This window comes from Oscillatoria nigro-viridis PCC 7112 (assembly GCF_000317475.1).
GTDB classification, from domain to species: Bacteria; Cyanobacteriota; Cyanobacteriia; order Cyanobacteriales; family Microcoleaceae; genus Microcoleus; species Microcoleus nigroviridis.
On record NC_019729.1, the window covers coordinates 4,373,063 to 4,399,157 of the forward strand.

Here is a 26,095-nt window from a genome sequence, read left to right on the forward strand (position 1 = left end):
ACTGCTAGCTAGAAAACAGGACACGGGCGATTTTAGTTGTGGCAGAAGCACCCCACCAAACGATATTGAGTTTCTCCCCTAAATCCGGCGCCGAAAACGCCCGTAGGGCAGAATTTCAAATGGCGGCCCGGCAGTTAGCATTCAACCGGAATTTTTTCGTCCTCTTTTTCGTCCTCATAGTAGGGAGAAAAGGAATCTATGTTAACGTCGCGGTCTTGAGATTTGTCTACAGCAACTTTTAATGCCACTTCAAAATGATCCGTGGCATCTTCCCAAGTATAATTGCTCACCTTGGCATAGGCGGCTTCAGACATGGCTTGCCACTTGGAATTTGGCAACTGACAGATAGACTCTATGGCTTTTGCCATTTCTTGAGGATCTTCTGGTCTTACAAGTATGCCAGTACCACCGCTCAAAATTTCAGGAGCAGCGCCTACTTGGGTACTGATGACGGGAGTCCGGCACGCCATCGCTTCGATAATTGGCAAGCCGAAGCCTTCTGAGCGGCTCGCCAGCAGCCAAGCATCGCATTTGCTGTAATAGTCTTTGATTTTGTCTTGGTCGGGTTGAATTACATACTCGGCATTGGCCGGTAGGGGCAATTCCGAGGATGGAGCCTCTGTACCGAAGGCAACCAGACGCAGGTTGGGGATCTTTTCTGCTGCTAGGGAAAAAGCTTTGAGGGCGATGTCGGTTCCTTTCCAGTTGAGTGTAGAGTACATTAGACCCACTGTAGGAACAGATTGTTTGTTGCGAGGACAGGCGTAAAATTGCTTGGTGTCCACGCTCGGAGGAGCTAAAGAAACTTTGCTATCGTGGTATTTAGTCCGAGCTAGGTCAACTAACCACTCAGAGATCGTAATTTTGTGCATAGGCAGCATCCAAGTTGCCTCTACTCTACCTTGAGGTAGATAGTCAAAAATTTCGTGGTGCTGGATAAAATAAGCTTTTGCTCCTTTGCTAGGAGAGAGTTTGGCTACCCACTCGGCGGTTTCCCACCAGGTGGCAATGACTACGTCAGCGTCAGGTACATCTTTGTCTTCTACCGGGCGGTAGCGATCGGTAAGTTTGTGTTCTACACCTAAGTTATCGAAAAATGAGGGTTCGTTTTCAGGTGGGGAAATCCAACCGCGTCCCCGCAGCAGCGACTTGACTTGCTGGCGCATACTCGGTTGGGGGTGGGGTAAAGAGATGACGAACACGGAGTGTCCTCGCTTTCTCAAACATTCTGCAAAAATAGATACTACTCGTATTCCGCCTGTCAGAGACAGAGTAGGAAGAACAAAGGTGATTTTCATTTTTAAGTCCCGCTTAAGACATTGACTTGCTTTCGGCGCTGTTACCAGCGCTGATGTTAGAGCCCAAAAGGAAAGAGGGGCGGGTGACTATTAATTACCGCTTTCCTGGTGTTTACATAGAATCCAACCGATCGACTGTCCGCAACACCCCAATATCTATTTGCCAAAACTGCGCTGTCATTGCAATGATAATAACGATGGATGCGAGAACCGAACAGTTCCCATAGGGATAACTCGGAGGTCAGCGAAAGTTACTCCCGAAGATAGATCCCTCATCAAATAGCAGCTTTCTTCGCGACAAAGACCAAGTTAGACAACACCCTAGGTTCAAGATAACATCATTTACGATCGAACAGACAGTGATGTACGGGAAACCGAATATTAGCCCACTTTTAAGGTGGGGTATAAAGGTAGCATTAACAACAATACGCAGTAGATTGACATCGCCTTTGGCAAAATTTTATACTGCATTCAAGAGGGAAATTCTTAAATTGAGAATGGTGATTGCCCCATAGCTCTAACACCTCTAAATACCGATCGGTGGCTGTGATTTTTGGGTAACTGTACGGTCGGTATTGCGTGACATAATATCCTATTTTGTCAAGATTCAGAGATGGTGGTTTTCTCAGCTATCTGCTGGGGCGCGATCGCGCGAATCACCGTCGCGGACGCCCGAATGACGGGAGAAAGCCGATTTTTCAAGCACTCTCCCTCGTCCTCACTTGTCCTGTGTTCGTATAAAAACCGGGTTGATGCGTCCACTGTTTGAAAAAATAGGTTTCCAAATCGTGCTACAGAACATAGAGTTTCACCGATATAAATTTAATTAGCTGCCTGAGTTTTAAATTTGTTAATAAAAGGCGATCGCCTGAAAAATTTCCTAAAAGAGACTGCCACTGCGGGGCAGAATATATGTAGCGTTTATGCCCAATTCCTGTATAAGTAATTACCGTAACAAAACTTCAGCAGCAAATTATCAAATAACCATATAAAGATCAAAGGAATACTCAAGGTCGATCGGCCCATATCATGCAAACCTTGACTCCTAAGCAGTAGCAGCAACTTCGTGGTATATATCAAACGATTTCGCGTACAAAAAATTTCATGTTATGAAAGCATCATTTTTTCTAAGTTTGCAATTGCAGATAACAATCGGTGTGCTCTTGGAGGCCCGGCCGCCGATGCTTGTAGCGATATGTTGGCCAGTTTTCATGCAGCTACAATTATGCGATCGCAAGCAAAACCAAACCTAGAACTAAAAGCAGATATCTTAACCGAAAGCATCTTCCGGTGGGAAGATATGAACGTTCTATTGTTGTGCAGCATCAGTCAAGATCCCAGTACAATCAGCATGAATGCCAGCAAACACTTGTCGCTGCTACAGCGGTTATCAAAAAAGTGAGGTATGCCCACTCCAGGCCTATGCCCTATGCCCACTCCAGCCCTATGCCCTATGCCCGCGGAGTACCTCATCTTTCTGAGAAAGGTTATAGTTGGCATTAACCGCAGCTACAGCCACATATACCTTGCCGAAGCTAATTGATAAGGGTACATTATCGCCTGCTGCAGTCGCACGCCGCCCGATCGCATCAACCGCAGCGATCGCTATTGGTTTAAAAGTGCAGTTGCTGGCACTGAAATTACCCGCAAAGCTTTGACATATCGCTTAACTGGAAAATTCACAGTCAGCGATACTGGAATTGGAATGAATACAAAGCAAATTGAGAGAGTATTTCAAGGTTTTACGCAAGCGGACGAGTCTACTATTCGCCGATACGGCGGTACGGGTTTGAGATTGGCAATCGCCCAGAAATTCTGTCAGATGATGAGTGGAGATATTAGTCGGGTGAGCGAGTTGGGAAAAGGCTCAAATTTTACTGTATAATTGCCGGCAATTCTGGCTAAAAAAGCAGCTAGTTAAAGATGATTTGCCAACCAATAATTGCCAGGGCAAAATCTGCGATTGCGTGGCTGATATAACTAGACCAAAGCGAACGGTAAGTCAGATAAGAATGCGACCAAATTATCCCGGCGGTGAAGACAGCTAAGGAACCTAAGAGAACAGCCTGCCAGTCGCTGTAAGCTGCTATTACAAAAATGTGGTGCATCGTGAAAAATAGCGAACTCAGAAATATTGCTTTTGTTCCCGGTATGAGAATCTGGCACTTGTTGCAGACAAACCACCGCCAAGTAAATTCTTCAATCAGCGAGTTAACCAGCACAAAATATGCTTCTACAATCAAGTAAATATTAGGGCTGCTAATACCTAATTGGTACGATTTTTCTTTAGCAACTACAGGATCGATCGACTGCTGGCCAAAAAGGCTATAGATACCCACAATCACCGCAAACATGAATATTCCCCAAATAGATCCAGCCAGCAATTCTTGGCGCTTGGGCAGGGAGAAACTCAGCTTTTCGCGATCGACAAAAACAGACCACGCGATCGGAAAAACCAGCAACCAAACTTGACAAAAGACTGACAGTGTTTGTCCCCAGCCTTCCGGGGCAATATACAAGCCTGCTATGATACCGATACTAGCGGCAGGGACAAGCAGTGTTAAAGCCAATAGTGCTGTTTTGCGATCGCCCATGTCCAGCATTTTTCACGCTTCATTTAAAAATTGGATTGAGATCGAAGGTAAAAGCTTGGCGGCGGCGGACAGGTGATACCACTTTCAAAAAAAAATGCAACTGTAGGCCAGTGTTCCAAACCCTTATGCAGTCAGCCATTCCCAAGTGTTTAATCTAAAATTTAAAATGGTATGAGTTTTGTGCCGCTTATGCAAGTGGCGCTTACTTGTTGCAACCAAAAATATGCAGTTGCACAAAATTGAAGACTCCGCTGCTAAAGCAGTTTTGATTGCAACTAAGTATTTATGCAAGCACAAGTCGATCATCTATTTGCATTTGGGGTTCAAAATACAATAATATGATTGAATCCCTCGTAGCTGTGTATTTTGGCTGAATGGCGATCGCAATTGATTTTGGAACTAGCAACACCGTGGCAGCTCGCTGGAATCCAGCCCGATCGCAGCCCGAAACTTTGAAATTACCGGGATTGTCGGCAATCTCGGCTCAAAATCCGCCCCTAATTCCCAGTTTACTCTACGTTGAGGACGCTGCTCAAAGTAAAGTCATACTCGGTCAGCAAGTCCGCGACAAAGGCATGGATTTGAGTGGAGATTCTCGGTTTTTTCGCAATTTTAAGCGGGGAATTGGCACTTCAGTTCAGGGTTTTGTGCCAGAACTTGACGGGCAACTTGTTACTTTTGAACGAGTAGGCGAGTGGTATTTGAGCCAAATTGTGAGCTCAATTCGCGAACTGCCCTTGCCGATCGATTCTTTGATTTTTACTGTACCGGTAGATAGTTTTGAAGCTTACCGCCATTGGTTGGGCAAAGTATCTCAATCTCTGGAAGTAGAACAGGTGCGGATGTTGGACGAACCTACGGCGGCTGCTTTGGGTTACGGTTTGGCCGATCGCGAAAATCTGTTAGTAATTGATTTCGGCGGCGGAACTCTCGATCTTTCTTTGGTGCGTTTGGACGCTTCCTCCAACAAAAAGCCCCTCGGTTTTATTCTCAAATGGGGCGAAAAGCTATTAGCTGAATCTTCAGCGCAAAAAACAAAAGTTGCCCGGGTTTTGGCTAAAGCCGGACAAAATTTAGGCGGTTCTGATATTGATAATTGGCTGGTTGACTATTTTGTTCAAACAAAAGGGCTGGCAAAATCTCCGATTACAACGAGATTGGCAGAACGGTTAAAGATTCAATTGTCTTTGGTGAATCAGGCGGTTGAGGTTTATTTTGATGACGAAAATTTTGAGAGTTACGAATTAGAATTAGACCGAACTCGTTTTGAATCTATCCTGGCGGAACATCAGTTTTTTGAGAAACTCGACGAGTGCATGAATCAAGTATTGCAGCAAGCGCGGCGCCAAGGCTTAGAAATTGGCGATATCGACGCAGTTTTGCTAGTTGGCGGTACTGTGCAAATTCCCGCTGTCGGGCGTTGGGTGGAACAATATTTCGATCCGGCAAAAATTCGCTGCGACAAACCCTTTGAGGCGATCGCCCAAGGTGCTCTGCAACTGAGTCAAGGCATAGAAATCAAAGATTTTCTCTATCACAGTTACGGAATTCGCTACTGGAACCGCCGCGACAATTGCCACAGTTGGCACAGTTTAATCAAATCCGGCCAGTCTTATCCGATGAGCGAACCCGTAGAATTAGTCTTGGGAGCTTCTTTAGAAAGTCAGCCAAGTATAGAATTAATTATCGGCGAATTGGGAGCGGAAACTGGCGGCACGGAGATATATTTTGATGGCGACAGGATAATTACTCGCCAACTCGCGGGCCAAACATCGGTACAGCCCTTAAATGATAAAGACGGAGCACGCAGCATCGCTCAATTGACGCCGCCTGGGTATCCGGGGAGCGATCGCATAAAAGTTTTATTCCGCGTTGACGAACAGCGCTTTTTACGCATTACCGTGGAAGATTTGCTGACAAATGAAACTTTGTTAGAGGATAAACCCGTGGTGCAGTTAAGTTAAGGATAGACTTTACAGGTAAGGTGCGCTTCGGCGCACCCTACTGATTGCCTTCAAAACAAATTGTTAAAAGCAGATGAATTATAAATTAGAATTTCCACTCTCTCCCGAATTAGAAAAGTATCGCGACAGAATCGAAGCTACCATTAAACCTTACATCGAAATTCAAACCCAGAATAATGATGACGTTAATTGGTGGCAGAGTAAATTTGGGGGATGTCCTTATTTACCTAAAGGCTTTGAATATCCCAAAAGTTGTGACGGTAAATATTTATTTTTGCTAGCGCAACTTAACTTTGATGAAATACCGCCTTTAGATGGTTTTCCCGATCGGGGAATTTTGCAGTTCTATATAGCTGACGATGACCTATATGGTTTAAATTTGGACAATTCTGCCAATGCAGATAATCATACAATCGAAGACCAATTCAAAATAATCTATTTTCCTCAGCCCGACTTCAAAGTTGAAAACATTATTACCAATTATGATTTTTTGCCGGAACCAGAATATTTTCCTGTTCAGGGCTGTTACAGCTTGCAATTTACTAAAAAATATGCGCCGATTAGTACCCATGACTACCAATTTACCGAACTTTTAGGCTCGGAAATTGAAGAGTTATTTATGAACCATGAAATTGAGGATGAGTACCTAGAAATATCGCAACCCGTTGGTCATAAAATAGGTGGTTATCCTGATTTTACACAAGAGGACGTAAGAAAATATAGGAGTAACTCCGAGCAAAAACAAAAGCCAGACATTCTTCTATTGCAAATGGATACCGATTGCAATGAGACAGTAGATATCATGTGGGGAGACACTGGTGTAGGTAACTTTTTTATTGATGAATCAGCACTCAGAGAATTAGATTTTAGTGAGGTTTTATATAATTGGGATTGTGCTTGAAGGCAGCAATGAAATAAGCAAGCTAAAAAAAACCACAACTGATGAACTCCGATCGAAGAAACCGGGTTTTTGACCGAATCTACGGCTGTAACGCAGTATTTCGCAAAAAAACCCTGTTTCTGACCACCGGTGCATAAGTTCTAATAATGTTCGACTATGCCCGATGCCCAATGCCCCATGCCCAATGCCCTAAACCTGAGATTTGTGTACCACCACGGGTGTTCCCACCGAAGCCCATTCAAATAGCCATTTAGCGTGATTGACAGCTACATTTGTGCAGCCGTGAGTAACGGGATTGCCAAACAAATTGTGCCAGTAAGCGCCGTGAATTGCATTGCCGCCGTCGTAATACATTGTATAGGGAACGTCGGGCACGTCGTAGTCCGGCCCAGTCATTCTAGTAACGCGGTATTTGGTTTGAACGGCAAAGGTTCCCGTGCGGGTGGGAGTCGATGATTTGCCGCTGGAAATAATCACCGCGTAAACGGGTGTATTTCCTTCCCAAGCTATTAACCTTTGTCTGGACAAATCTATTTCAATCCAGCGTTCGCTGGATTGCTGCAACAGCATAATTTTATTGGCAATTATGTTGTGCTGTTCGCTGGCAATTGCAGGAATTGAACCGCCGCAGAATGCAGCAAAAGTGAGGGCGCAGCCGGCACAGAAAGTTCCAGCGCGGCGGAAGTAAGTTGAGTTGATAATGCTGTTCATTTCTCACACCTCGTACTATTTTAGATTTTAGATTTTAGATTTTAGATTGGCTTGTCCTATTTTAGATTGTAGATTTGAAATGTTGGATTGGGAAACATGGCTTAACAAGTTGTTAAGTTTTGGGCGAGAGATCGGGCAATTTGGACGATCGCGCGCCAATCGCGATTTTCCACTAAGTGTTTGGGAAATAAGTCTCCGGCTAAACCAACGGCGATCGCCCCGGCGTCAATAAATACTTTCGCATTTTCCAGCGTCACTCCGCCAGTGGGAATTAAAGGAATGTTTCCCAGGGGGCCTTGCAGGCTTTTCAGGTAAGCCGCGCCTCCCAAAGCCGATATCGGAAACACTTTAACGCAGGTAGCGCCTGCTTGCCACGCGGTCACAATTTCTGTAGGAGAAAAAGCACCGGGGACGATCGGCACTCCGGCGTCAACTGCTGTTTTAATCATCGCTACATCGGTGTGCGGAGTAAACAGAAATTGAGCGCCGCAGTCTATTGCTTGCTGCACCTCTTCTAAGTTTAATAAAGTGCCGGTGCCGATACTAAAAGTAGGGAATTCCGAGCGGAGTTCCGCAATTAATTCAGCGGCTTTGTGGGTATTCCAAGTAATTTCAATAACCTGGATTCCTCCTGCTGCTACCGCTTTTGCCATCTGCGAAGCAAGTTCCTTTTCTGATGAACGGATGACTGCGATCGCCCGGTGTTTTTTTAGTAGTGTCAACCAAGATTGATGATTCATGCTAACTGATGTTGCCCCCAGATAATTCAATACATTTCATATCGGAAGACCGAGCGGTTGAAACCGCGTCTATACAAACAAAACCCACATCCGTGGGTTTCCGAGGGGGCGGTTAAAATTGCGTTATTTTCTTTACACCACAGGCAAGTGGACTGCCTTTGACTCGCTAGCTAGAGAAAGTAAAGCCTCAGCATCGCTCGGTTGTGCCATCCATATTACCGCCATTTGCATAACCTCGCTCTACCCGTTGTAATGAGCAACAACTTTAGTCACTTTTCCGGTTGAACTGACTTCCATAAACTCACCTGTCTTGGTGCCTTTTTGGTTGATGTAGTAAAGGACAACACTGGAAACTCCCCACATCACATCAAGCAACTCAAACTTGAGGTCAGGATAAACTTCCAGCCCCTTTTTGAAGTAGTTTCGCAGCGCTTCTTTGCCTGTCACTGTCCCAGATGGTTCGTTTAGCAGTTGCGCTGCGACAGGCGATATCAGAATTACATCTTCTGCGTAATGGGACATGATTCGATCGAGATTATGAGTATTCCAAGCTTCTACCCAATCAAGTGCAAGTTCACGCGCTCTATCTTCAGTGACGATCATGGTTTGCTACTCCAATGCTTTTTTTCGCTGCTTCCTGTGTGCCCACAAAAAAAATCGGGGCGATTCCCGACAATCCCAGAATCACCCCAATTATCGATTTCAAACTTTAGATTCAATCTAAAATCCAAAATCCAAAATCCAAAATTGATTAGGCGATCGTCGCCATCTTGACATCGCTATTAGCTAACAAACTTTGCAATTCATCCGCATCCACAGTTTCCTTTTCAACTAGCAGATCTGCCAAAGCATTAAGGACGTGGCGGTTGCCGACGAGTACATCTTTAGCGCGGCGGTAAGCTTGCTCTACCAGCAAACGCACTTCATCGTCGATCGTCGCTGCGGTTTCTTCGGAGAAATCGCGTTCAGCCATGATATCGCGACCCATGAACATATTGCCTTGTTGGCGACCGAGAGCTACAGGGCCTAGCCGATCGCTCATTCCGAAGCGAGTCACCATTTGCCGCGCTACTCTTGCCACTTGCTGCAAGTCGTTCGACGCCCCAGTCGTTACTTCTTCCTCGCCGAAGACAATCTCTTCAGCAATGCGGCCGCCCAAAGCTACCGCCATTTGATTTTGCAAGTAAGACCGAGAATACAAGCCAGAATCCATCCGATCTTCGCTGGGTGTGAACCAAGTCAAACCGCCAGCGCGGCCGCGGGGGATAATGCTAATTTTCTGCACGGGGTCGTAGTCGGGCATCAGCGCGCCGACTAAAGCGTGACCGGCTTCGTGGTAAGCTACTAAGGTTTTGCGCTTTTCGCTCATCACGCGGTCTTTCTTTTCCGGGCCAGCGAGCACGCGGTCGATCGCGTCGTTGACTTCATCCATCGAGACTTCGGTCAAGTTGCGGCGGGCGGCTAAAATTGCTGCTTCGTTGAGTAGGTTGGACAAATCCGCACCTGTGAAACCGGGTGTCCGGCGGGCGATTTTTTCCAAGTCCACGTCTTTCGACAAAGTTTTGCCGCGGGCGTGAACGTTGAGAATTTCTAGGCGGCCTCCGAAGTCGGGGCGATCGACTACAACTTGGCGATCGAAGCGACCCGGACGCAGCAGCGCCGCATCGAGTACGTCGGGGCGGTTCGTGGCAGCAATCAAAATGATGCCAGTATTGCCCTCAAAGCCGTCCATTTCGGTCAGCAACTGGTTCAGGGTTTGTTCCCGTTCGTCGTTACCACCGCCCAAACCAGCGCCCCGCTGGCGGCCTACGGCGTCAATTTCATCGATAAATACGATACAAGGAGCGTTAGATTTAGCTTGTTCAAACAAGTCGCGGACGCGGGAAGCACCGACACCCACGAACATTTCCACAAATTCTGAACCGGAAATCGAGAAGAAGGGAACGCCTGCTTCTCCAGCCACTGCTTTTGCCAGCAGGGTTTTGCCAGTTCCGGGAGGGCCGACTAGCAGCACGCCTTTGGGGATTTTTGCTCCGACTGCGGTGAAGCGGTCTGCATTTTTCAGGAAGTCCACGACTTCTGCGAGCTCTAGCTTGGCTTGTTCGATGCCGGCCACGTCGCCGAAAGTCACCTGAGTTTGTGGCTCCATTTGGACTCTAGCTTTGGATTTGCCGAAGTTCATGGCTTGGTTGCCGGGCCCGTTTTGGGCGCGCCGCACCAGGAAAAACAGTCCCACCAAGAGCAAGATCGGGAAGAACAGGCTGCTGAGGGCTTTTACCCAGAAGCCTTCGTCGCTTTGGGGCAGAACTGAAATATCTACGTTATTTTTGGTCAGGATGTTGATCAGTTCGGGGTCGTTCGGCAGGTTGACGAGTACCTTGTTGCCGTCCTGGGCTGTGACCAGGGCTTTGCTGCGATCGGAACTGATATTTATTTTGTCTACTCTCTTGCCTTCGACTTCCTGAATGAATTGACTGTACTTCCAAACTTCGCGGCTTGGGGGCTGTTTGTCAAAAAAAGCCGTTGCTAAGGCAATGACTACAATAGCCAGCAGTGCGTACAGGCCAGCGTTTCTCCACCGTTTATTCACCGAGGTCGATCCTCCTAATTTTTAGTCCCTGTGATTTGGGAATTTTTATTTATGTTCATCAATCTTAACGTAATTGTAACTTGTTTTTGTGTGGTGAGGAATCCCGGCCCTGCTGTGGCGATCTCAGGTGAGGTCGCGGGAACGGAACAGCCCTGCGCGGCGTCAGGAGATTGAGATACTTTACTAACACAAGGTGAATTTTTGAGTACACTATAAAGTAATATTTGTCAATGTCCCGACCAAGTATGGAGCGAGTTTAGCTGCTGGGGGAAGGGCGATCGCCCTCGTCAGGTTAATTGGGCTAACTCCTGATAAGATGCTTTAGTTAGAGGTAAGATGGGTGCAATTTATTCTTGTTCTTGAGGCTGGGCAAATGTATAGCGGTAGTGAAGCACCGGGGCAACAGCCAGACTCATTGTGGCAAGGGTTCTGAACTTCTGATGAATGCGGATGCGGTTGGCTGATGTACTGTGCCAAGCTTATGTTTACCAAGCTTATGCGAGGCGATCGCAATCTTCGGCAGCGAAAAAAGGCGGGCAGGAAAGGCGAAATAACTAGCTTTTTAACTGATATGCACAACTTCACAGAGAATATTATAGCTGCAACTAAGTTATATGATTGCGGCGACTACTTTCGGGCAGAGTTAATTTGTTCCAAAATCATTGACGGTCAGCCAGACAATTCAGATGCTTTGTGTTTGCTGGGAAGAATTAAATATCAATTATCAAAAAATCAGTTGGGTTCTACAACGGATGCAGGTCTGCGCTATCACTTGTGGTACTACAATAACCAAATTTGGGATGCGACTACATGGGCAGGCGTTAAAGCACTAAAATCTCCCTGCGATATGTGGAGTTACCAAGAAATCCTGTGGGACTTAAAACCTAGTTTAATCCTAGAATTTGGCAGTTTCTATGGTGGTGGTACTTTATTTTTTGCCTCTATTCTAGAACAAATAAATAATAACTCTCAAGTATTTTCGGTAGATATTGACCATACATCTCTCCATCCCAAAGTGAGAAATCATCCGCGCATCGAGTTAATGCTGTCATCCTCCACCGATCCTAAAGTTTCTCAAAGAATAGTCGAATTGCGGAGAGAATTTCCCGGTTCGGTATTTGCTATCCTGGATAGCAACCATGAAAAGCAGCACGTTTTGGGCGAGATGCAAATGCTGCGCTCGCTACTGGAAACAGGCGATTATTTAGTAGTTGAAGATAGTAATATTAACGGACACCCAGTTTTACCCGGATGGGGGGAAGGGCCATACGAAGCAATGGAAGAATATTTTGCCATTTATCCTGATGATTATCAAAGAGATTACCTGCGCGAACAGAAATTTGGCTTTACTTTTGCAACTGCTGGTTTTTTAATTCGGCGCTAAATATTTATATTGTACTGCAAGTCAAAGATAACCATGAAATTTCCACTGCACCAACCAACGCTAAAGTTATTAACAGGACTCTCAGGAATCGAACTGGGAGCAGCCTCGCACAATCCTTTTGGCGTGAATGCAATTAATGTTGCTCCAAAATTTGACGAGGATTTGTTTCAAGACAACCAAGTTAACATGGGAGAGCAACCGACGAAGATAGATATGTACGGCGAGGCAGACAACATTCCAGTCAAAGATAAAAGTCAGGATTTTGTCTTATCCAGCCACGTATTTGAACACATTCCCGATCCCATATCTGCTTTATTAGAATGGCAAAGAGTTATCAAGCCAGGGGGATATGTGGTGATGATTGTCCCGCAGCCGGATGCTCTTGCGGGAGACAATCGCCCGCTATCTACCTACGATCGATTAGTTAAAGCACACCGAGAAAAATGGAAGATCGAGACTGCTCCAGCAGAGAATTTATATGGCGGTAAAGGCGGACACTACTGGAAATTTACCTCAACAACTCTGAGAAAATTCTTGGAGAATCTCAAAACAGCTAATGACGGTATTCCTGCTGTCAATTGGCAACTGCTAGGCACAGAAGACCCGGACAGCAAGGTAGGAAACGGGTTTTGGCTGGCTTACCGAGTACCGTAACCGCTAGAAAAAAACACTGTAATATGTGGAAGATATAGCACTTAAGAGGTAACTCGTACCTTAGCCAATTAGCTGCTGACAGTCGCAGCATTTTTAAAGACAAGCAAGCTCAAAAAAAATTAGTTGACACAGAGGTTTCCCAGAGATGAATTCTACGAATCAGTTGAGCTATCAGCCACTTATCAGTATTGTGATGCCAGTTTACAATACACTAGAGCAGTTTTTGAGAGAAGCAATTCAATCTGTTTTAAATCAGAGCTACACTCACTGGGAATTGTGCATTGCTGACGATGCTTCAACGCAGCCTCATGTCAAGCGGATATTAGAAGAATATGCGGCAAAAGATGCGAGAATTAAAGGAGTTTTTAGAAGCCAAAACGGTCATATATCTCGCGCGTCAAATTCTGCCCTGCAATTAGCAACTGGTGAATTTATCTCGCTGCTAGATCACGACGATTTGCTGGTGGCAGATGCCTTGCATGAAGTGGTAATGCTGCTGAACGAGCATCCCGATGCAGACATGATTTATTCAGATGAAGATAAGGTAGACGATCGCAACAATGTTTGTCTTCCATGTTACAAGCCAGATTGGTGTCCTGATTCATTTTTGTCTCGGATGTACACTTGCCATCTGGGTACTTACCGGCGATCGCTAGTCAACGAGATCGGTGGATTTAGAGAAGGTTTTGAGGGCAGTCAAGATTACGATCTGGTTTTGAGGCTTACAGAAAAAACTAACAAGATATTCCACATACCTAAAATCCTCTACCACTGGAGATTTCACCCAGAATCTGCCTCTGCTTCTAGAGAAGCCAAACCTTATGCCTACGAAGCAGCAGTGAGAACCCTAACAGATGCAATTCGCAGAAGAGGCGAACCTGGACAAGTTCTCACGCATCAAAATTACCCCGGTCACTATACTATTCGCTACGCCATCAAAAGTGACAAATTGGTTAGTATCATCATTCCCACCAGGGATTTTGGCAGTATCTTAAATAAATGCTTAGAATCAATTTTTACCCATACTTTGTATCCTAATTACGAAGTTATAGTGATAGATAACGGCAGTGTAGAAGTTGAAACAACTAAATTAATTAAAAAATGGCAAAATCTGCAACCAGCTAAGTTTAAATGCTACAGGTTAGACATTCCATTTAATTACTCTAGAATCAATAACTTTGGTGTAGAAAAATCACAAGGAGATTACTTACTTTTTTTAAATAATGATACCCAAGTGCACCAAGAAGACTGGCTCAATGCTATGGTCGAGCAAGCTCAAAGACAGTCAATTGGCGCTGTGGGAGGGATGTTGCTATATCCAGATAATTCTATCCAAAACACAGGATTTATCCTAGGTGTTAACGGGATTGCCAGTCATGCCTACAAGGGAATTAGCAAGGCAGTACCGTATGACGATATGGTACATATAGGATTTACTAATAACGTATCGGCTGTCACGGGAGCCTGCTTGATGTGCCGCCGCGAAGTATTTACCAGCATCGGCGGTTTTGATGAAAACTTACCAATTGTATTCAGTGATGTTGACTTGTGTTTAAAAATGATGGCTAACGGCTATCGTAATATATATATAAGTCACGCCAAAGTATGGCATCAAGAATTAAAAGGTTGGGCTTTTGAACTAACTGATGTAGAACAGTTAAAAATTGAGGAAACGGCGGCTAAATTGATGGTAGCGAGGTGGAATAAATTTATCAAGCGCGACCCTTGCTTTAGCCAGCATTTAGTTAATAAGTTCAATAAAAAGTTCAACCAGAGTGAAACAAGCCAGCCTTTAGTTAGCATTTGCATTCCTACTTATAACGGCGATAAATACCTGAGCGAGGCACTTTGTAGCGCTATGGCTCAGACTTATCCAAACCTAGAAATTATTATTTCGGATGACGGTTCGACTGACCAAACAGTGGCGATCGCTAAGTCGCTTACGGACAAGTTTGCCGGTCATTTCAGAATTTGGACTCACAATCAATTTGGATTAGTAAAAAATTGGAATCACTGTATTTCTCAGGCTAAAGGGAAATATATTAAGTTGTTATGTCAAGATGACTTGCTAGAGCCGGAGTGTGTTGCCGAACTGGTGAATTTAGCAGAACAGGACGAACAAATAGGTTTGGTATTTTCGCGGCGGGGAGTTTTGCTAGCAGGAGATGCCAACTCCGATCCGGCTTGCCAAGCAATCGGTAGAGGAGCTGTAGAAATCTCTCAAAACTGGTCAAACTTGCAACCAGTACAAGATGGGAAAGCACTGCTGGCAGAGCCTAATCTTTTGAACAATCCGATTAATAAAATTGGAGAACCGAGTACAGTTCTGATTAGAAAGGAAGTTTTCGATCGCGTCGGATTGTTCGATGTAGAATTGCAGCAATTAGTTGATGTTGAAATGTGGTTCAGAATTATGAGCTGCTACAAAATCGGTTTTGTCAACAAAAGTTTATCGCACTGGCGCGTTCACCTCAAGCAACTGACAAGAGAAAACTTGCTGAAGGGAGAAATTGTGCAAGATGTTCAAAGATTGCACCATAAAATTTTACAGAGTCCGTATTTCAATTTACTGAGTTCTGAAGTGAAAAATCGGATGACTGACGCTACTCAAGTCAAAGAGTGGATGCGACAGTTAGCTGGAGCCCAAAAACAGTCCGTAAATGTTACTGAAAATGTTACTGCTGTTCCTGTTGTTCCGGCTCTTTCTCTAGAAGTTACCCAAATTTCCCCCGTTGCCCCTAATATTCGCAGACCCTTTTGGTCTGTAATGATTCCCACCTACAACCGCGTCAAATATTTAGAGCAAGCGTTAAAAAGCGTCTTGCAACAGGCTCCAAGTTCTGAGGAAATGCAGGTTGAAGTGGTTAACGATTGCTCGAACCAATCTATCCAAGATGAAATGGAGGCAATTGTTAAAGCTGTCGGTGGTGGACGAGTTAATTTTTATCGACATCCAGAACAAGATATCGGTCAAACTGCTATCTTTAATCTCTGCATTCAACGATCTCACGGTGAGTGGGTTCACATTTTACACGACGACGATGTTGTATTACCTGGTTTTTACAGTCGCTTGCGAGAAGGTATAGAAAAAGAACCGAGCGTTGGTGCAGCTTTTTGCCGCCACATTTATACAGACGAAGCAGGAAATCAGCGTTGGGTATCTTGGTTAGAAAGAGAAACTCCAGGGGTACTTAGTGATTGGTTAGAACAGATTATTGTTATGTGTCGGCTGCAAGCTTCTCCTATTGCAGTTAAACGCAGCGTTTACGAAAATCTGGGCGGTTTCTGCCCTCAAGCTGGTGCTGCTTCTGATTGGGAGATGTGGAAGCGAATTGCAGTGCATTATCCGATTTGGTACGAACCTGAACCGCTAGCTTGGTATCGCCAACATTCTTCGTCAGACAATACTCGCTTGCTCAAATCAGGCGGACTAATAGCTGACGTGCGAAGATCGATCGAGATTTCTCAATCCTACTTGCCAAGCGCGATCGCCGATAAGTTATCGAATCAAGCCAGAGAACATTATGCTTTGTATGCCTTAAATACAGCCAAGAAACTCCTGACAGACGGAGACTCGGAGGCTGCGATTGCTCAAATTCGAGAGGGACTAAAGTGCAGTCAATCTGCCCAACTAAAAGAGGCATTAGTTTCACTACTATTGCTTGGTGAATCTCATCAACCTTCTACCGGATTTTCAAGCTCAATCAATCAGCAACAAAAAGAATCAAGTAACGAATCAGCTACGGCCAACAGTCAACCTACCCGCAAACAAATTGCTGATATCTGGCTTAATTTACCAGCAGAACAAGTTGCAAGTGCCTTTGCAGGCGATGCCGGCAAACAGCACCAAGCGCTGCTGGCCAGCGACATTAGATATGAACCGCTAACAGATACAGAAGAGACTTTTGTGAGCGAATTAGTCGCCAATGTGGCGAAAGGATTTAACGAGCCAAAAGCCATCAATTACCTGCTCGCAGCAATGCTGTACCGGCGGGCAGACCAATTGCCGCTTAAGTACGATCGCGCTACAGTGCCTAATTGGTTCGCCAACGAATATCTCAAATTCATGTTTACTTGTCCGAACGTATTTCAAACCAGAGGAGAAGCAGACAGTTACTATCAATTCATCCAAGGCTGGATTGATTACTTACATACTAATTTGTTCAAGAATGCAGATTCGCCACTGTGGCAGAATATTGCTTTGTTGTTCGCGCAAGTTGCGAACTTTATCCCGCTTTATTTTACCACGGCAAACCTGCGCGATATTTACACGAAACGGGCGGAAATTATTGAGTTTTCGCTCAAAAATCGCGGCAGTTCAATTGATTGTATCTTCCCGGCGCGATCGCCAAATCGGACAAAAATCCGCGTCGGCATCATCAACGACCATTTCGCGCCGCAAACCGAAACCTTCGCTACCATCCCGGTTTTCGAGCATTTAAACCGCAACCAGTTCGAGATTTACCTGTACGCGCTCAACACCAGCGGCCACCAATTAGAACAATACTGTCAAAGTCGCGCCGACAAACTGGTTGCACTCCCGAAAGACTTTACATCGCAAGTCCAAACAATCCGCGCCGACGACTTAGATATCCTGTTTTTCGGTACGAATTTAACAGCTATTAACAAACCGCTGACTTCACTAGCAATGCACCGTTTAGCGCGGGTACAAACTACATCTTTCTGTTCTCCCACTACCACCGGAATCCGGCACATGGATTACTACATCGCAGGTCAATTTACCGCGCCGGATGCTAGTTATCAAGAACAATATCGCGAACAGTTGGCTGTTCTCCAAGGCAGCGGTTTTTGTTTCACATACGCAACAGAATCGGAAGTAGCTACAGTTAAACCTACCCGCCAAAGTCTGGGAATTTCAGACAATACAACCGTTTTTATCTCCGGCGCTAACTTCTACAAAATTCTGCCGGAGTTGAGGGAGAGTTGGGTAAAAATTCTAGCTGCTGTACCCGATTCAATCTTGATTTTATATCCCTTCGGCCCCGCTTGGACTCGCACCTATCCTGCCACACCTTTTGTCAACAATCTGAATGCTGTCTGCGCTAAATACGGCGTCAATAACAACCGCTTGCGGTTCGTAAAACAACTGCCTAGTCGCGCGGATGTGAAAGAATTTTTGCAGCTAGCAGATGTTTATCTCGATTCCTATCCTTATGCTGGGGCAACATCGTTAATCGATCCTTTGCAAGTAGGATTGCCGGCGGTGGTTGTGGAAGGAAATGCTTTGCGGTTCCGCCAAGGTTCGGCGATGCTGCGGGAACTGCAAATGCCTGATTTAATTGCGTATGACGAAGCATCTTACATTCAGCTAGCCGTTACCCTCGGCACTAACCCGCAATTGCGGCAGCAAAAACGGCAGGAAATTCAGCAAAAAATGCAAGCTAATCCGGCTTGTTTTGACAGTGTGGCATACTCTGGGGCGATCGGCAAATTATTCCAAGAACTCTTTGGCAAATGGCAAACCAGCCACCTGGAAGCATCGCACAACTTACAGGATAGCATTCCCAAGCAGCCAGATTTGGACGAGATTCTCTCGAATGCCCTCAAGCTTTACCAACGAAACTCCTCAAACATCTCAGCAATATCCGAACTGCGTCAAATCCGCAAACAAATAGCTGATTTTTGGCTGAACGTTCCTGCCGAAAACCTCGAAATCGCCTACAGAAGCGCTTCAGGTAACAGCTATCAAATGCTGCTCAAGAGCGGTTTCCAACGTCAACCGATGATGGAAAGCGAACAAATGTTTTTGCAGCAATTAACCCAGATTAGCAAAGGATTAGTGCATCCCAAAGCTGTCAACGCCTTGCTTGCCGCTATGCTGTATTTCCCGCCGGAAACCATGCGAATTCCCGACGCTCGCAACCGTTTGCCACACTGGTTAATTGGGGATTACGAACAAGTTTTTGAGACGGAAGCCGCCGTCAAGTCTGATTCTACTTCTGACTTGCTAGCTCAATACATTCAATCGCGACAATTTGCGAATCAACTGTTAGGATGCGTCAATCTTTACCGCATCGATCCGTCTGACGAATCGGTAGTTTTGGAACTCCGCCAAATTAGAAAACAAATGGCTGATTTTTGGCTGACTGTTCCCTCAGAGAAACTCGAAAGTTTTTACCGAGGAGACGTTCGCAAGGGATATCAAGCACTTCTTAGCTGCGGCTTGCAAGCAGAATCGATGACTGAAGCCGAACAGCAGTTTTTGCAGAAATTGACCGAAATTAGCAAAGGGTTGGTGCAGCCTCAAGCTATCAATGCTCTGCTGGGGGCGATGCTGTATTTTGTTCCGGGAAAAATGCGGGTTCCCGACGCTCGCACCCGCTTGCCGCAGTGGTTGCTTGAAGATTACGAAAAGGTGTTTGAAAGCGCATTTGCGACAACAGAACCAACACTTGTCAAACAAGATTATCTGCCGCAGTTTCTCAATCAATTAACTGCTGCTGTCAATCTCTATGAAATCGACCCGACGGCTGAATTGGTAATAGCAGATTTGCGGCATATTCGCAAGCAAATTGCCGATTTGTGGCTGAGCGTTTCCGGCGAACAAGTAGAAGTTTTTTACCGGAGCGATTTTGGCAAAGGTTACAAAGCACTGTTGGGCAGCGGGTTTATTAACGAGCCGCTCAATGAGAGCGATCGCGAGTTTTTCAAGTCGTTGGTTGTTGAGTTGAGTAAAGGGTTTGGAGCGCCTAAAGCTGTGAATAATTTGTTGGCGGCGATGCTGTATTGTCGCCCTGGACAGTTGCGGGTTGAGGATGCGAATACTTGTTTGCCTCCGTGGTTGTTGGCGGATTACGAGCAGTTTGTTGGGGGTGCGATCGAGCTTGCTGTCAAGTAAACGGATCGCGCAGGGCGGGCAGCGGCTCGCCCTGCGCGATCGATTAGTTAGGCAATTGGAACTTGATTTGGAAGCGCAAAAGAAATGCTTCAAATATATAGAAACGGTGAAAATGGAGAAATAATTAGAGGCAAAGGGTTGTCGGCATTTATACACAACGGGGACTACTATGAAACCATCATCGGAGTTTTTGAGGACGGTACGATCGATTGTTGGGAATTGGTTAACTTTGAGGAATTCAAAACCAAAGTTGCTGAGGGATGGGTTGTTACCGAAGTTCCCAAGGGTGCGAGGATAAGCTGTCACCATCTCTACTACGGAAACTCGACTTTAGAATTCTATATAGAGATTGATGAGTTTGTCAAAGAAGTGGAAGATACGATAAATTTGCTTCAAGGCAAGCAAACAGTTTCAGAGACTTGTGTTCAAGCCTTTGCTAGATTCTTAACGTTACCAACAAAAGAAAATAAAAGTAGCTTGCAAGAAGTTTACAATGCTATTCCAAAACATCTGAGAATTTATGTGCTTGGCGATATGGATTGTAAAGATTCTGCTATCAGAATGTGTATCGAAAAAACAGAAATTTCCCAGGAAATTATCGAAAGCTTGAAGAGGAGCTATGAATGGATATTTGAACAATTAAATTAAGCGAATATCTGAATCTTCAGTATTGTCCCAAACTCTATCTAGTGATGTTTGACTCGCTTGAAGCCAAAACTCAGCTTCTGCATCAGGTAAGAGTGTTACTAATACTTTTGCCCCTTCGGGTAACTCTGATAACTCCAGCAGCTCAATTTTCCCTTGTCGAACAGTAGCCCAAAGCGCTTTCAGCATATCCACCTCATAAACTGTGCTTTATGCAATTTGCAGATTTTTGGTAAGTTTTCGCACTGAGTGACTAATTACAACCTAACGCTGTTTTAGCCCGATCGCCTGACGGGGAGTGGCTGGCAATGTTTCGCCCAGAAAATGGACAAGCTGCGACATTACGATATCGCTGTTTGCACCGCAGCAGTCCTTTATCCGCAGGAAAGGTTTGTAGCGGCGCATTGCAATGCCATTATCACGGTTGGCTCTACAATCAAATTTGCACCCCGATTTGCTATCAATTCAACACGAGTTCGGGCTGCTGAGTCTCAAACAAAGGGCGAGTTACCTGACGCAGCAGCACTGTTTCTAAACTGCCTTCTACTACACTTTCTGCTTCTATTTCCAACTCGCCCCACAATAGCCGATCGCCTTGATTTGGCATTTTACCTAAATGGTGGATCGCGAATCCGGCGATTGTTTGGTAAGCTTGGTTAGTCGGCAGGTTTAACCCGAGTTTTTCGTTAACTGCTGTCACTTCCCAATTGCCAGAAATTAGTGCCGAATGAGCATCTTTTTGAAGGATAGTTGCCTGGGAAGGTAACAGCAAAGGTTGAGACTCTTTACTGGTAATCCAACCGGTCAGAAGCCGCACGGTACCGTTGAGAATTGCTAGCAGCGGCCACAGTAATTTTGAGCAGAGTTCGAGGGCCGGCATCAACAGCAAAGCGGTGCGTTCTGGGGCGTGGGTTGCTAATACTTTGGGGATTAGTTCTCCTAAGACTATTTCTACGTAAGTTACTAAGATAAAAGCTGTGGGAACTGCGATCGAATGAGCAGTCAGCACGGCCGGCAAATGACCGATCGGCAATTTGTCGATCCACGGTTCGATCCAGTGTACAGTCGCTCCCTCACCCAACCAACCCAACAGCAAACTCCCTGCTGTTGTGCCAGTTTGAGTCACAGACAGGTAATGCGGTATGTTGTTCTGGGCTTGGTGGACGAGTTCGGCGGTTTTAGCGGTTGGGCGATCGTCCAAGCGGGCAAGTTGGAGGATTTGATGGCGATCGGCTGATACTAATGCTAGTTCTGACGCCACAAAAAAGGCGATTAAAAGTGTTAAGCCTAGCAACATTGCTAATCTCAGCATTGTTTGAGCGACTTCTATTTCCAGGCAAGTAAGGTTGTTCAAGATAGATATCTAATATGATAGAGGTTTTAAGTTAATTATTTTATTTTAGCTGGGGAGTGAGATAGATCGATCGCCAGACATTGCGGATATCCCCACTACCCGTATTCGTAGGTGCGCCCAGCGCACCTTACCCGTAGAACTTGTGAACTCTTTCTCTTGTCTTCCTACCCTTCGGGAACGGCTTCGCCGAACGCGCCCTTGGTGTCTTCGCGGTTCGTTTTAACTGAGATATTGCACCATTCTCAATTACTTGTTTAGGAACAGGCTTTTCGGTGTGTGAAGCGAGAAAATTTATCTTTTGTGGAACAGGCCGAAAAGCCTGTTCTTGACAATGATGAAAGATGTGAGTCAAAAAATCTAATTCACAACACCGGAACTCATTGCTGTATCAACTCTCCCTTGTTTCCCGGAGCGAGTTAATTTCCGTAAAAGTCTGCACCGGATCGGAATTCAACCCGCCTTGAATGTAATTCAACTTCACTTCTTCTAACAAATCCGACAGCAGCGACTGCAATTCCCCAAGAGTTTTCTCATCTTGCAATTCCCGCCGCAAACTTTGATTAAATTCTTGGCTGAAATTATCGAGAATTTTTCTACCTTTATCGTCTTCATAAGTAGTAGATACCACATCCACAGCAGTTTTAGCTAAATAATTCGCTAGCTGTTCCGTCATCTCAGTAGGCAAAATGTTAATCGGAGAGAAAGTTTGCAGGATTTGATAGAAATCCGACTGTTTGATTGTTGTTTCTAAATTGTGGTGCAGCAATTCTTCCAAATCCGGTTGCACCTGCGGCAAAACTTTGTAAATTGTCAGATCCAAAATCCGCTTGGTAATTTGTTCGATCGTATTTTCCTGATTGACGTGAAGGTACGGCTGCTGCGCCAGCAACATCTGCGCCGCGTCGCCCTGTTCGATCGAACTTTTAGCTTGATTGATAAACCGCACCATCATGTATTCCGACATCGTATGGGCTAAATAAGCCACCGGTTCGTAGGTAACTTGAGCAACTACGCGATCGAGATTCACCAAACCCGACTTGTGCAGCCGCACCAATACCGGCAGAATCCGCCACCCCTGCCAAATCGGGATCACCAGAAACACCTCGTACCAGCGCCTCAGCACAAAATCAAACCAAGTTACCCCCGGTTTACGGCGGGTGTGGAACAGACTTTTAATCAAAAATTCCGCCCCAAAAAAACAGATAAAAAACGTATCAATTCGCCAAAAATGGTCAGCACTTTTCAAAAATTCGGGATTTGCTAAACTCGAATCTATGCCTTTAATCGGGTCATAAATTTTAACTAAACCCGGAAAATAGCTCTGATAAACAGGGCGCAACTGCAGGTAACTGAAATGGAAAAGCACCAGCAAAAAATTGAGCGCCGCTACTAAGGCGCTCAATTTAGCCCAAGAAATTGCTTTTTTGGACAATGTTACATCGGTGCTGTTAACACTTGTGTTGGAATCAGACATAAAAGTAATGTTCCGAATTTGCTAATCGATAAATCTATCTTGTGACGGACGCTAAAAAACTCTTAACCTATTAAAATCCCTTGGTGGACGACAAGTATAAGGAAACCCAATGCCGTGAAATTAAAAACAGTCATATCGCTACTCAAAGAAACTTTTACTGAATGGCAAGAAGATAAAGCGCCAACCCTAGCCGCCGCCCTAGCCTATTACACAGTCTTCTCCCTCGCCCCGCTGCTAATTATCGTAATTGCGATCGCCGGTTTAGTATTTGGTGCAGACGCAGCCCAAGGTCAAATCGTCGCCCAACTCCAAAGTTTAATTGGCAAAGATGGCGCCGAAACCGTCCAAGAACTCATCCTGAAAGCCTCCGAACCAAAGTCGGGAATGATTGCTACTTTAGTCGGCATCGCTACACTTTTGTGGGGCGCTTCCAACGTGTTTACTAATCTCAAAGAAGCCCTCAATACTATTTGGAATGTTTCACCGCCCCCCGGACGAGGAATCTGGGGATTTCTCCAAGACCGCGTATTGTCTTTTGCAATGATTTTAGGCATAGGTTTTCTACTGCTAGTATCTTTAGTAATTAGTGCCGTTTTAGCGGCAGTTAGCTATTGGTTGAACGGCTTGCTGCACTTACCAATCAACATTTGGCAGATTGTGGACTTTGCTCTCTCTTTTGGCGTAGTTACGCTGCTTTTTGCCTTAATTTACAAACTTTTACCCGATGTCCATCTTGCCTGGAATGATGTTTGGATCGGCGCCGCCATCACCTCAGTGCTGTTTACGATCGGCAAGTCCCTAATAGGAATTTACCTCGGAGGTAGCGGTATTGCCTCTACCTACGGTGCTGCTGGCTCGTTCGTGATTATCCTGCTTTGGATTAATTATTCCGCTCAAATTCTCTTTTTAGGTGCCGAGTTTACCCAAGTTTGGGCTAACCGATACGGATCTCTCATGCGAGGTTCGCGAAAGAATATCCTAAACAGCGAAAACGGGGAATCCTCCGCACGCAAACATCGGAAGCACTCTTAACATTAGACAAACCGGAAATTTGAGGTTAAACTCGCATTCCTGGTTTGACAAAATAAGCAAGAAGGAAGGGAGAAAAAGGCAGAAGGTGCAAGGCGGAACGAAAGAAAAATTTTGAATGCAATAACTTTGCTTTTTTTTCGATTCCCCTGTAACATTCTGTCTTCGGGACGACCGACTTCTGCTTTCTCTAAAGCCCTACTTATTTATTCAGAGGGGTAAAATTCTACCTTCTGCTGACCTCGCATCTCTAGCAGCAAGCTGAAAGCAGGCTCTAGTTAGAGATGGCTAGGAGGTGCGAGTTTGACAGCGAGATAAATACGGGAACTTTCCTTCACCCTCGTTCATTTCTATTTAGATTATCTAGATTTTGAGCTGCTGGATGTCTCTGTCAGCAGAAGGAAGTCCTCTGTGAATTTTTCCGTGCAACTTATCCCGGAAGGATGATTTATCGATCCCGCATTTTCACTTTAATACAAATTAGCTAGAAGATTCCAGTCCCGCCGCCGCAGCCCAAATTGCGCTTTCAATCTTCTCCGCAATTATTTTTAATTTTTGGTAAATAATCATGATTTCATTAACTAAAAAACGTATCGCTCTCATATCCGTACACAGCGATCCCGCTGTGGAAATTGGCAAAGAAGAAGCGGGCGGGCAAAATGTTTGCGTGCGTCAATTAGGCGAAGCTTTGGCAAAACAGGGGTGGCAAGTTGATATGTTCACCCGCTCATCCGATCGCCAACAAGCAAGAATTGTACAGCACAGTCCGAATTGCCGGACAATTCGGCTAGTAGCAGGGCCGCAAGAATTTATTCCCCGCGACGAACTCTACGGATATTTGCCAATCTTTGTTCAAGAATTTCAGAAGTTTCAGTTAGAATCAGGCTTTCAATATCGCTTAGTTCACACGAATTACTGGCTGTCTTCTTGGGTGGGAATGGAGTTGAAAAAATCGCAACCCCTGCTGCAAGTTCACACTTACCATTCTTTGGCAGCAGTTAAATACAAGTCGGTTTCGACAATTCCGATGATTGCCAAAACCAGGTTGCAAGTCGAAAAAACACTTTTGGAAACAGCCGATCGCGTGGTGGCTACCAGTCCCCAAGAAAAAGAACACATGAGGTCTCTGGTTTCCTCAAAAGGCAATATTGACATCATTCCCTGCGGTACGGACGTTGAACGGTTCGGCTCGATCGCCCGATCGACCGCCCGCCGCCACTTGGGAATAGCCCCCGAAACCAAAGTCGTGTTGTACGTCGGCCCTTTCGACCCCCGCAAGGGCATCGAAATCTTAGTCCGCGCCGTCAGTCTGTCGGCAGTACCCAAAGCCAATTTACAACTCATAATTGGCGGCGGCTGGCGTGCGGGGGAAAGCGATGGCAAAGAGCGCGATCGTATCGGCAGCATCGTGGAAGAACTCGGGCTCAGCGACATTACCAGTTTTCCCGGCGCCTTGAACAGAGACATTCTCCCCGCCTACTACGCCGCCGCCGATGTGTGCGTCGTTCCCAGCCACTACGAACCCTTCGGTTTAGTCGCCATTGAAGCGATGGCGTGCGGCACGCCGGTCATCGCCTCCGACGTGGGAGGGCTCAAATATACTGTAGTGCCGCAAGAAACAGGTTTGCTCGCGCCGCCGAAAAATGAAGCAGCCTTTGCCGAGGCGCTCGATCGCTTGTTACTTGACTCAGTATGGCGCCAGCAACTCGGACACACAGCCCGCCAGCGCGTCGAAAGCTATTTCAGTTGGGACGGTATCGCCTCCCAACTCAGTCAACTTTACACTCAACTGCTCGAACAATCGGCCCTTGAGCTTGACCCGGTGAGCGCTTAGTAGTATCACTTAGTATGGTTGAAGCCAGTTTCCCTTGATCCCTGTTTCACTCATCCGTTCTAAC

General features: G+C 45.6%; 22 protein-coding genes. 12 read left to right on the top strand and 10 right to left on the bottom strand.

The window, feature by feature from the left end:
• Positions 1-134 precede the first annotated feature (134 nt).
• Both OSC7112_RS18405 and OSC7112_RS39910 read right to left on the bottom strand, forming a co-directional pair.
• Complete coding sequence (locus OSC7112_RS18405; protein ID WP_015177312.1) at positions 135-1,298, bottom strand: glycosyltransferase family 4 protein; 1,164 nt, start codon at positions 1,296-1,298, stop codon at positions 135-137.
• A gap of 600 nt (positions 1,299-1,898) precedes the next feature.
• On the bottom strand, positions 1,899-2,060 hold the full coding sequence (locus OSC7112_RS39910) for a hypothetical protein (protein ID WP_190274233.1): 162 nt from the start codon (positions 2,058-2,060) through the stop codon (positions 1,899-1,901).
• Between the two features lie 304 nt (positions 2,061-2,364).
• On the opposite strand from OSC7112_RS39910, the gene OSC7112_RS18410 reads away from it, so the two are divergent.
• The 3 genes from OSC7112_RS18410 to OSC7112_RS18415 all read left to right on the top strand — a co-directional run bounded on the left by OSC7112_RS18410 (position 2,365) and on the right by OSC7112_RS18415 (position 3,183).
• Positions 2,365-2,700 carry a hypothetical protein gene (locus tag OSC7112_RS18410; protein ID WP_041622613.1) on the top strand — a complete coding sequence of 112 codons (336 nt, stop codon included), beginning with the start codon at positions 2,365-2,367 and terminating at the stop codon, positions 2,698-2,700.
• 91 nt (positions 2,701-2,791) lie between these two features.
• The gene (locus tag OSC7112_RS39915) at positions 2,792-2,956 is read left to right on the top strand and encodes a hypothetical protein (protein WP_190274234.1); all 165 of its coding nucleotides are present in this window, start codon (positions 2,792-2,794) and stop codon (positions 2,954-2,956) included.
• A complete protein-coding gene (locus OSC7112_RS18415; protein WP_071883996.1) occupies positions 2,953-3,183 on the top strand; it encodes an ATP-binding protein in 231 nt (76 codons plus the stop codon). The genes OSC7112_RS39915 and OSC7112_RS18415 overlap by 4 nt, the downstream gene beginning before the upstream one ends.
• A gap of 28 nt (positions 3,184-3,211) precedes the next feature.
• Here OSC7112_RS18415 and OSC7112_RS18420 read toward each other — a convergent pair whose 3' ends face one another.
• Positions 3,212-3,901 carry a CPBP family intramembrane glutamic endopeptidase gene (locus tag OSC7112_RS18420; protein WP_015177313.1) on the bottom strand — a complete coding sequence of 230 codons (690 nt, stop codon included), beginning with the start codon at positions 3,899-3,901 and terminating at the stop codon, positions 3,212-3,214.
• A gap of 365 nt (positions 3,902-4,266) precedes the next feature.
• Between OSC7112_RS18420 and OSC7112_RS18425 the strand changes: the two genes are divergently transcribed.
• Both OSC7112_RS18425 and OSC7112_RS18430 read left to right on the top strand, forming a co-directional pair.
• Positions 4,267-5,856 carry an Hsp70 family protein gene (locus tag OSC7112_RS18425; RefSeq protein WP_015177314.1) on the top strand — a complete coding sequence of 530 codons (1,590 nt, stop codon included), beginning with the start codon at positions 4,267-4,269 and terminating at the stop codon, positions 5,854-5,856.
• Between the two features lie 73 nt (positions 5,857-5,929).
• Entirely contained in the window at positions 5,930-6,757 is an 828-nt protein-coding gene (locus OSC7112_RS18430; RefSeq protein WP_015177315.1) for a YwqG family protein, read from the top strand.
• A 189-nt stretch (positions 6,758-6,946) separates the two neighbouring features.
• Here the strand turns inward: OSC7112_RS18430 and OSC7112_RS18435 are convergent, their stop codons facing one another.
• The 4 genes from OSC7112_RS18435 to ftsH3 all read right to left on the bottom strand — a co-directional run bounded on the left by OSC7112_RS18435 (position 6,947) and on the right by ftsH3 (position 10,798).
• Positions 6,947-7,468 carry a L,D-transpeptidase gene (locus tag OSC7112_RS18435; protein WP_015177316.1) on the bottom strand — a complete coding sequence of 174 codons (522 nt, stop codon included), beginning with the start codon at positions 7,466-7,468 and terminating at the stop codon, positions 6,947-6,949.
• Between the two features lie 101 nt (positions 7,469-7,569).
• Positions 7,570-8,208, bottom strand: coding sequence for a bifunctional 4-hydroxy-2-oxoglutarate aldolase/2-dehydro-3-deoxy-phosphogluconate aldolase (locus tag OSC7112_RS18440; RefSeq protein WP_015177317.1), 639 nt, complete (start codon positions 8,206-8,208; stop codon positions 7,570-7,572).
• Positions 8,209-8,448: 240 nt separating this feature from the next.
• Positions 8,449-8,811, bottom strand: a complete 363-nt coding sequence (locus tag OSC7112_RS18445) for a YybH family protein (RefSeq protein ID WP_015177319.1) — start codon at positions 8,809-8,811, stop codon at positions 8,449-8,451.
• 148 nt (positions 8,812-8,959) lie between these two features.
• Complete coding sequence (gene ftsH3, locus OSC7112_RS18450; protein WP_015177320.1) at positions 8,960-10,798, bottom strand: ATP-dependent zinc metalloprotease FtsH3; 1,839 nt, start codon at positions 10,796-10,798, stop codon at positions 8,960-8,962.
• Between the two features lie 481 nt (positions 10,799-11,279).
• Between ftsH3 and OSC7112_RS18455 the strand changes: the two genes are divergently transcribed.
• From OSC7112_RS18455 to OSC7112_RS18475, 4 genes are all read left to right on the top strand, one after another.
• Positions 11,280-12,182 carry a CmcI family methyltransferase gene (locus tag OSC7112_RS18455; RefSeq protein ID WP_223300642.1) on the top strand — a complete coding sequence of 301 codons (903 nt, stop codon included), beginning with the start codon at positions 11,280-11,282 and terminating at the stop codon, positions 12,180-12,182.
• A gap of 33 nt (positions 12,183-12,215) precedes the next feature.
• Positions 12,216-12,836: a methyltransferase domain-containing protein gene (locus OSC7112_RS18460; RefSeq protein WP_015177322.1), complete on the top strand. Its 621-nt coding sequence runs from the start codon at positions 12,216-12,218 to the stop codon at positions 12,834-12,836.
• Positions 12,837-12,981: 145 nt separating this feature from the next.
• A complete protein-coding gene (locus tag OSC7112_RS34605) occupies positions 12,982-19,695 on the top strand; it encodes a glycosyltransferase (RefSeq protein ID WP_015177323.1) in 6,714 nt (2,237 codons plus the stop codon).
• Between the two features lie 84 nt (positions 19,696-19,779).
• Positions 19,780-20,343 carry a DUF7638 domain-containing protein gene (locus tag OSC7112_RS18475; RefSeq protein ID WP_015177324.1) on the top strand — a complete coding sequence of 188 codons (564 nt, stop codon included), beginning with the start codon at positions 19,780-19,782 and terminating at the stop codon, positions 20,341-20,343.
• Here OSC7112_RS18475 and OSC7112_RS18480 read toward each other — a convergent pair.
• Positions 20,335-20,529: a hypothetical protein gene (locus OSC7112_RS18480; RefSeq protein WP_015177325.1), complete on the bottom strand. Its 195-nt coding sequence runs from the start codon at positions 20,527-20,529 to the stop codon at positions 20,335-20,337. The genes OSC7112_RS18475 and OSC7112_RS18480 overlap by 9 nt on opposite strands.
• A 119-nt stretch (positions 20,530-20,648) precedes the next feature.
• Here OSC7112_RS18480 and OSC7112_RS42420 point away from each other — a divergent pair, with 119 nt between their 5' ends.
• A complete protein-coding gene (locus tag OSC7112_RS42420; RefSeq protein WP_397317766.1) occupies positions 20,649-20,828 on the top strand; it encodes a Rieske 2Fe-2S domain-containing protein in 180 nt (59 codons plus the stop codon).
• Here OSC7112_RS42420 and OSC7112_RS18485 read toward each other — a convergent pair.
• Together OSC7112_RS18485 and OSC7112_RS18490 are read right to left on the bottom strand one after the other, a co-directional pair.
• A complete protein-coding gene (locus OSC7112_RS18485; RefSeq protein ID WP_223300643.1) occupies positions 20,801-21,694 on the bottom strand; it encodes a CNNM domain-containing protein in 894 nt (297 codons plus the stop codon). The two genes, OSC7112_RS42420 and OSC7112_RS18485, sit on opposite strands and share 28 nt — an antisense overlap.
• A 388-nt stretch (positions 21,695-22,082) precedes the next feature.
• Positions 22,083-23,168, bottom strand: a complete 1,086-nt coding sequence (locus tag OSC7112_RS18490) for a hypothetical protein (protein ID WP_015177327.1) — start codon at positions 23,166-23,168, stop codon at positions 22,083-22,085.
• A gap of 114 nt (positions 23,169-23,282) precedes the next feature.
• Here OSC7112_RS18490 and OSC7112_RS18495 point away from each other — a divergent pair, with 114 nt between their 5' ends.
• On the top strand, positions 23,283-24,200 hold the full coding sequence (locus tag OSC7112_RS18495) for a YihY/virulence factor BrkB family protein (RefSeq protein WP_015177328.1): 918 nt from the start codon (positions 23,283-23,285) through the stop codon (positions 24,198-24,200).
• Positions 24,201-24,765: 565 nt separating this feature from the next.
• Entirely contained in the window at positions 24,766-26,031 is a 1,266-nt protein-coding gene (locus tag OSC7112_RS18500) for a glycosyltransferase family 4 protein (RefSeq protein ID WP_015177329.1), read from the top strand.
• The last annotated feature ends 64 nt before the right edge of the window (positions 26,032-26,095 follow it).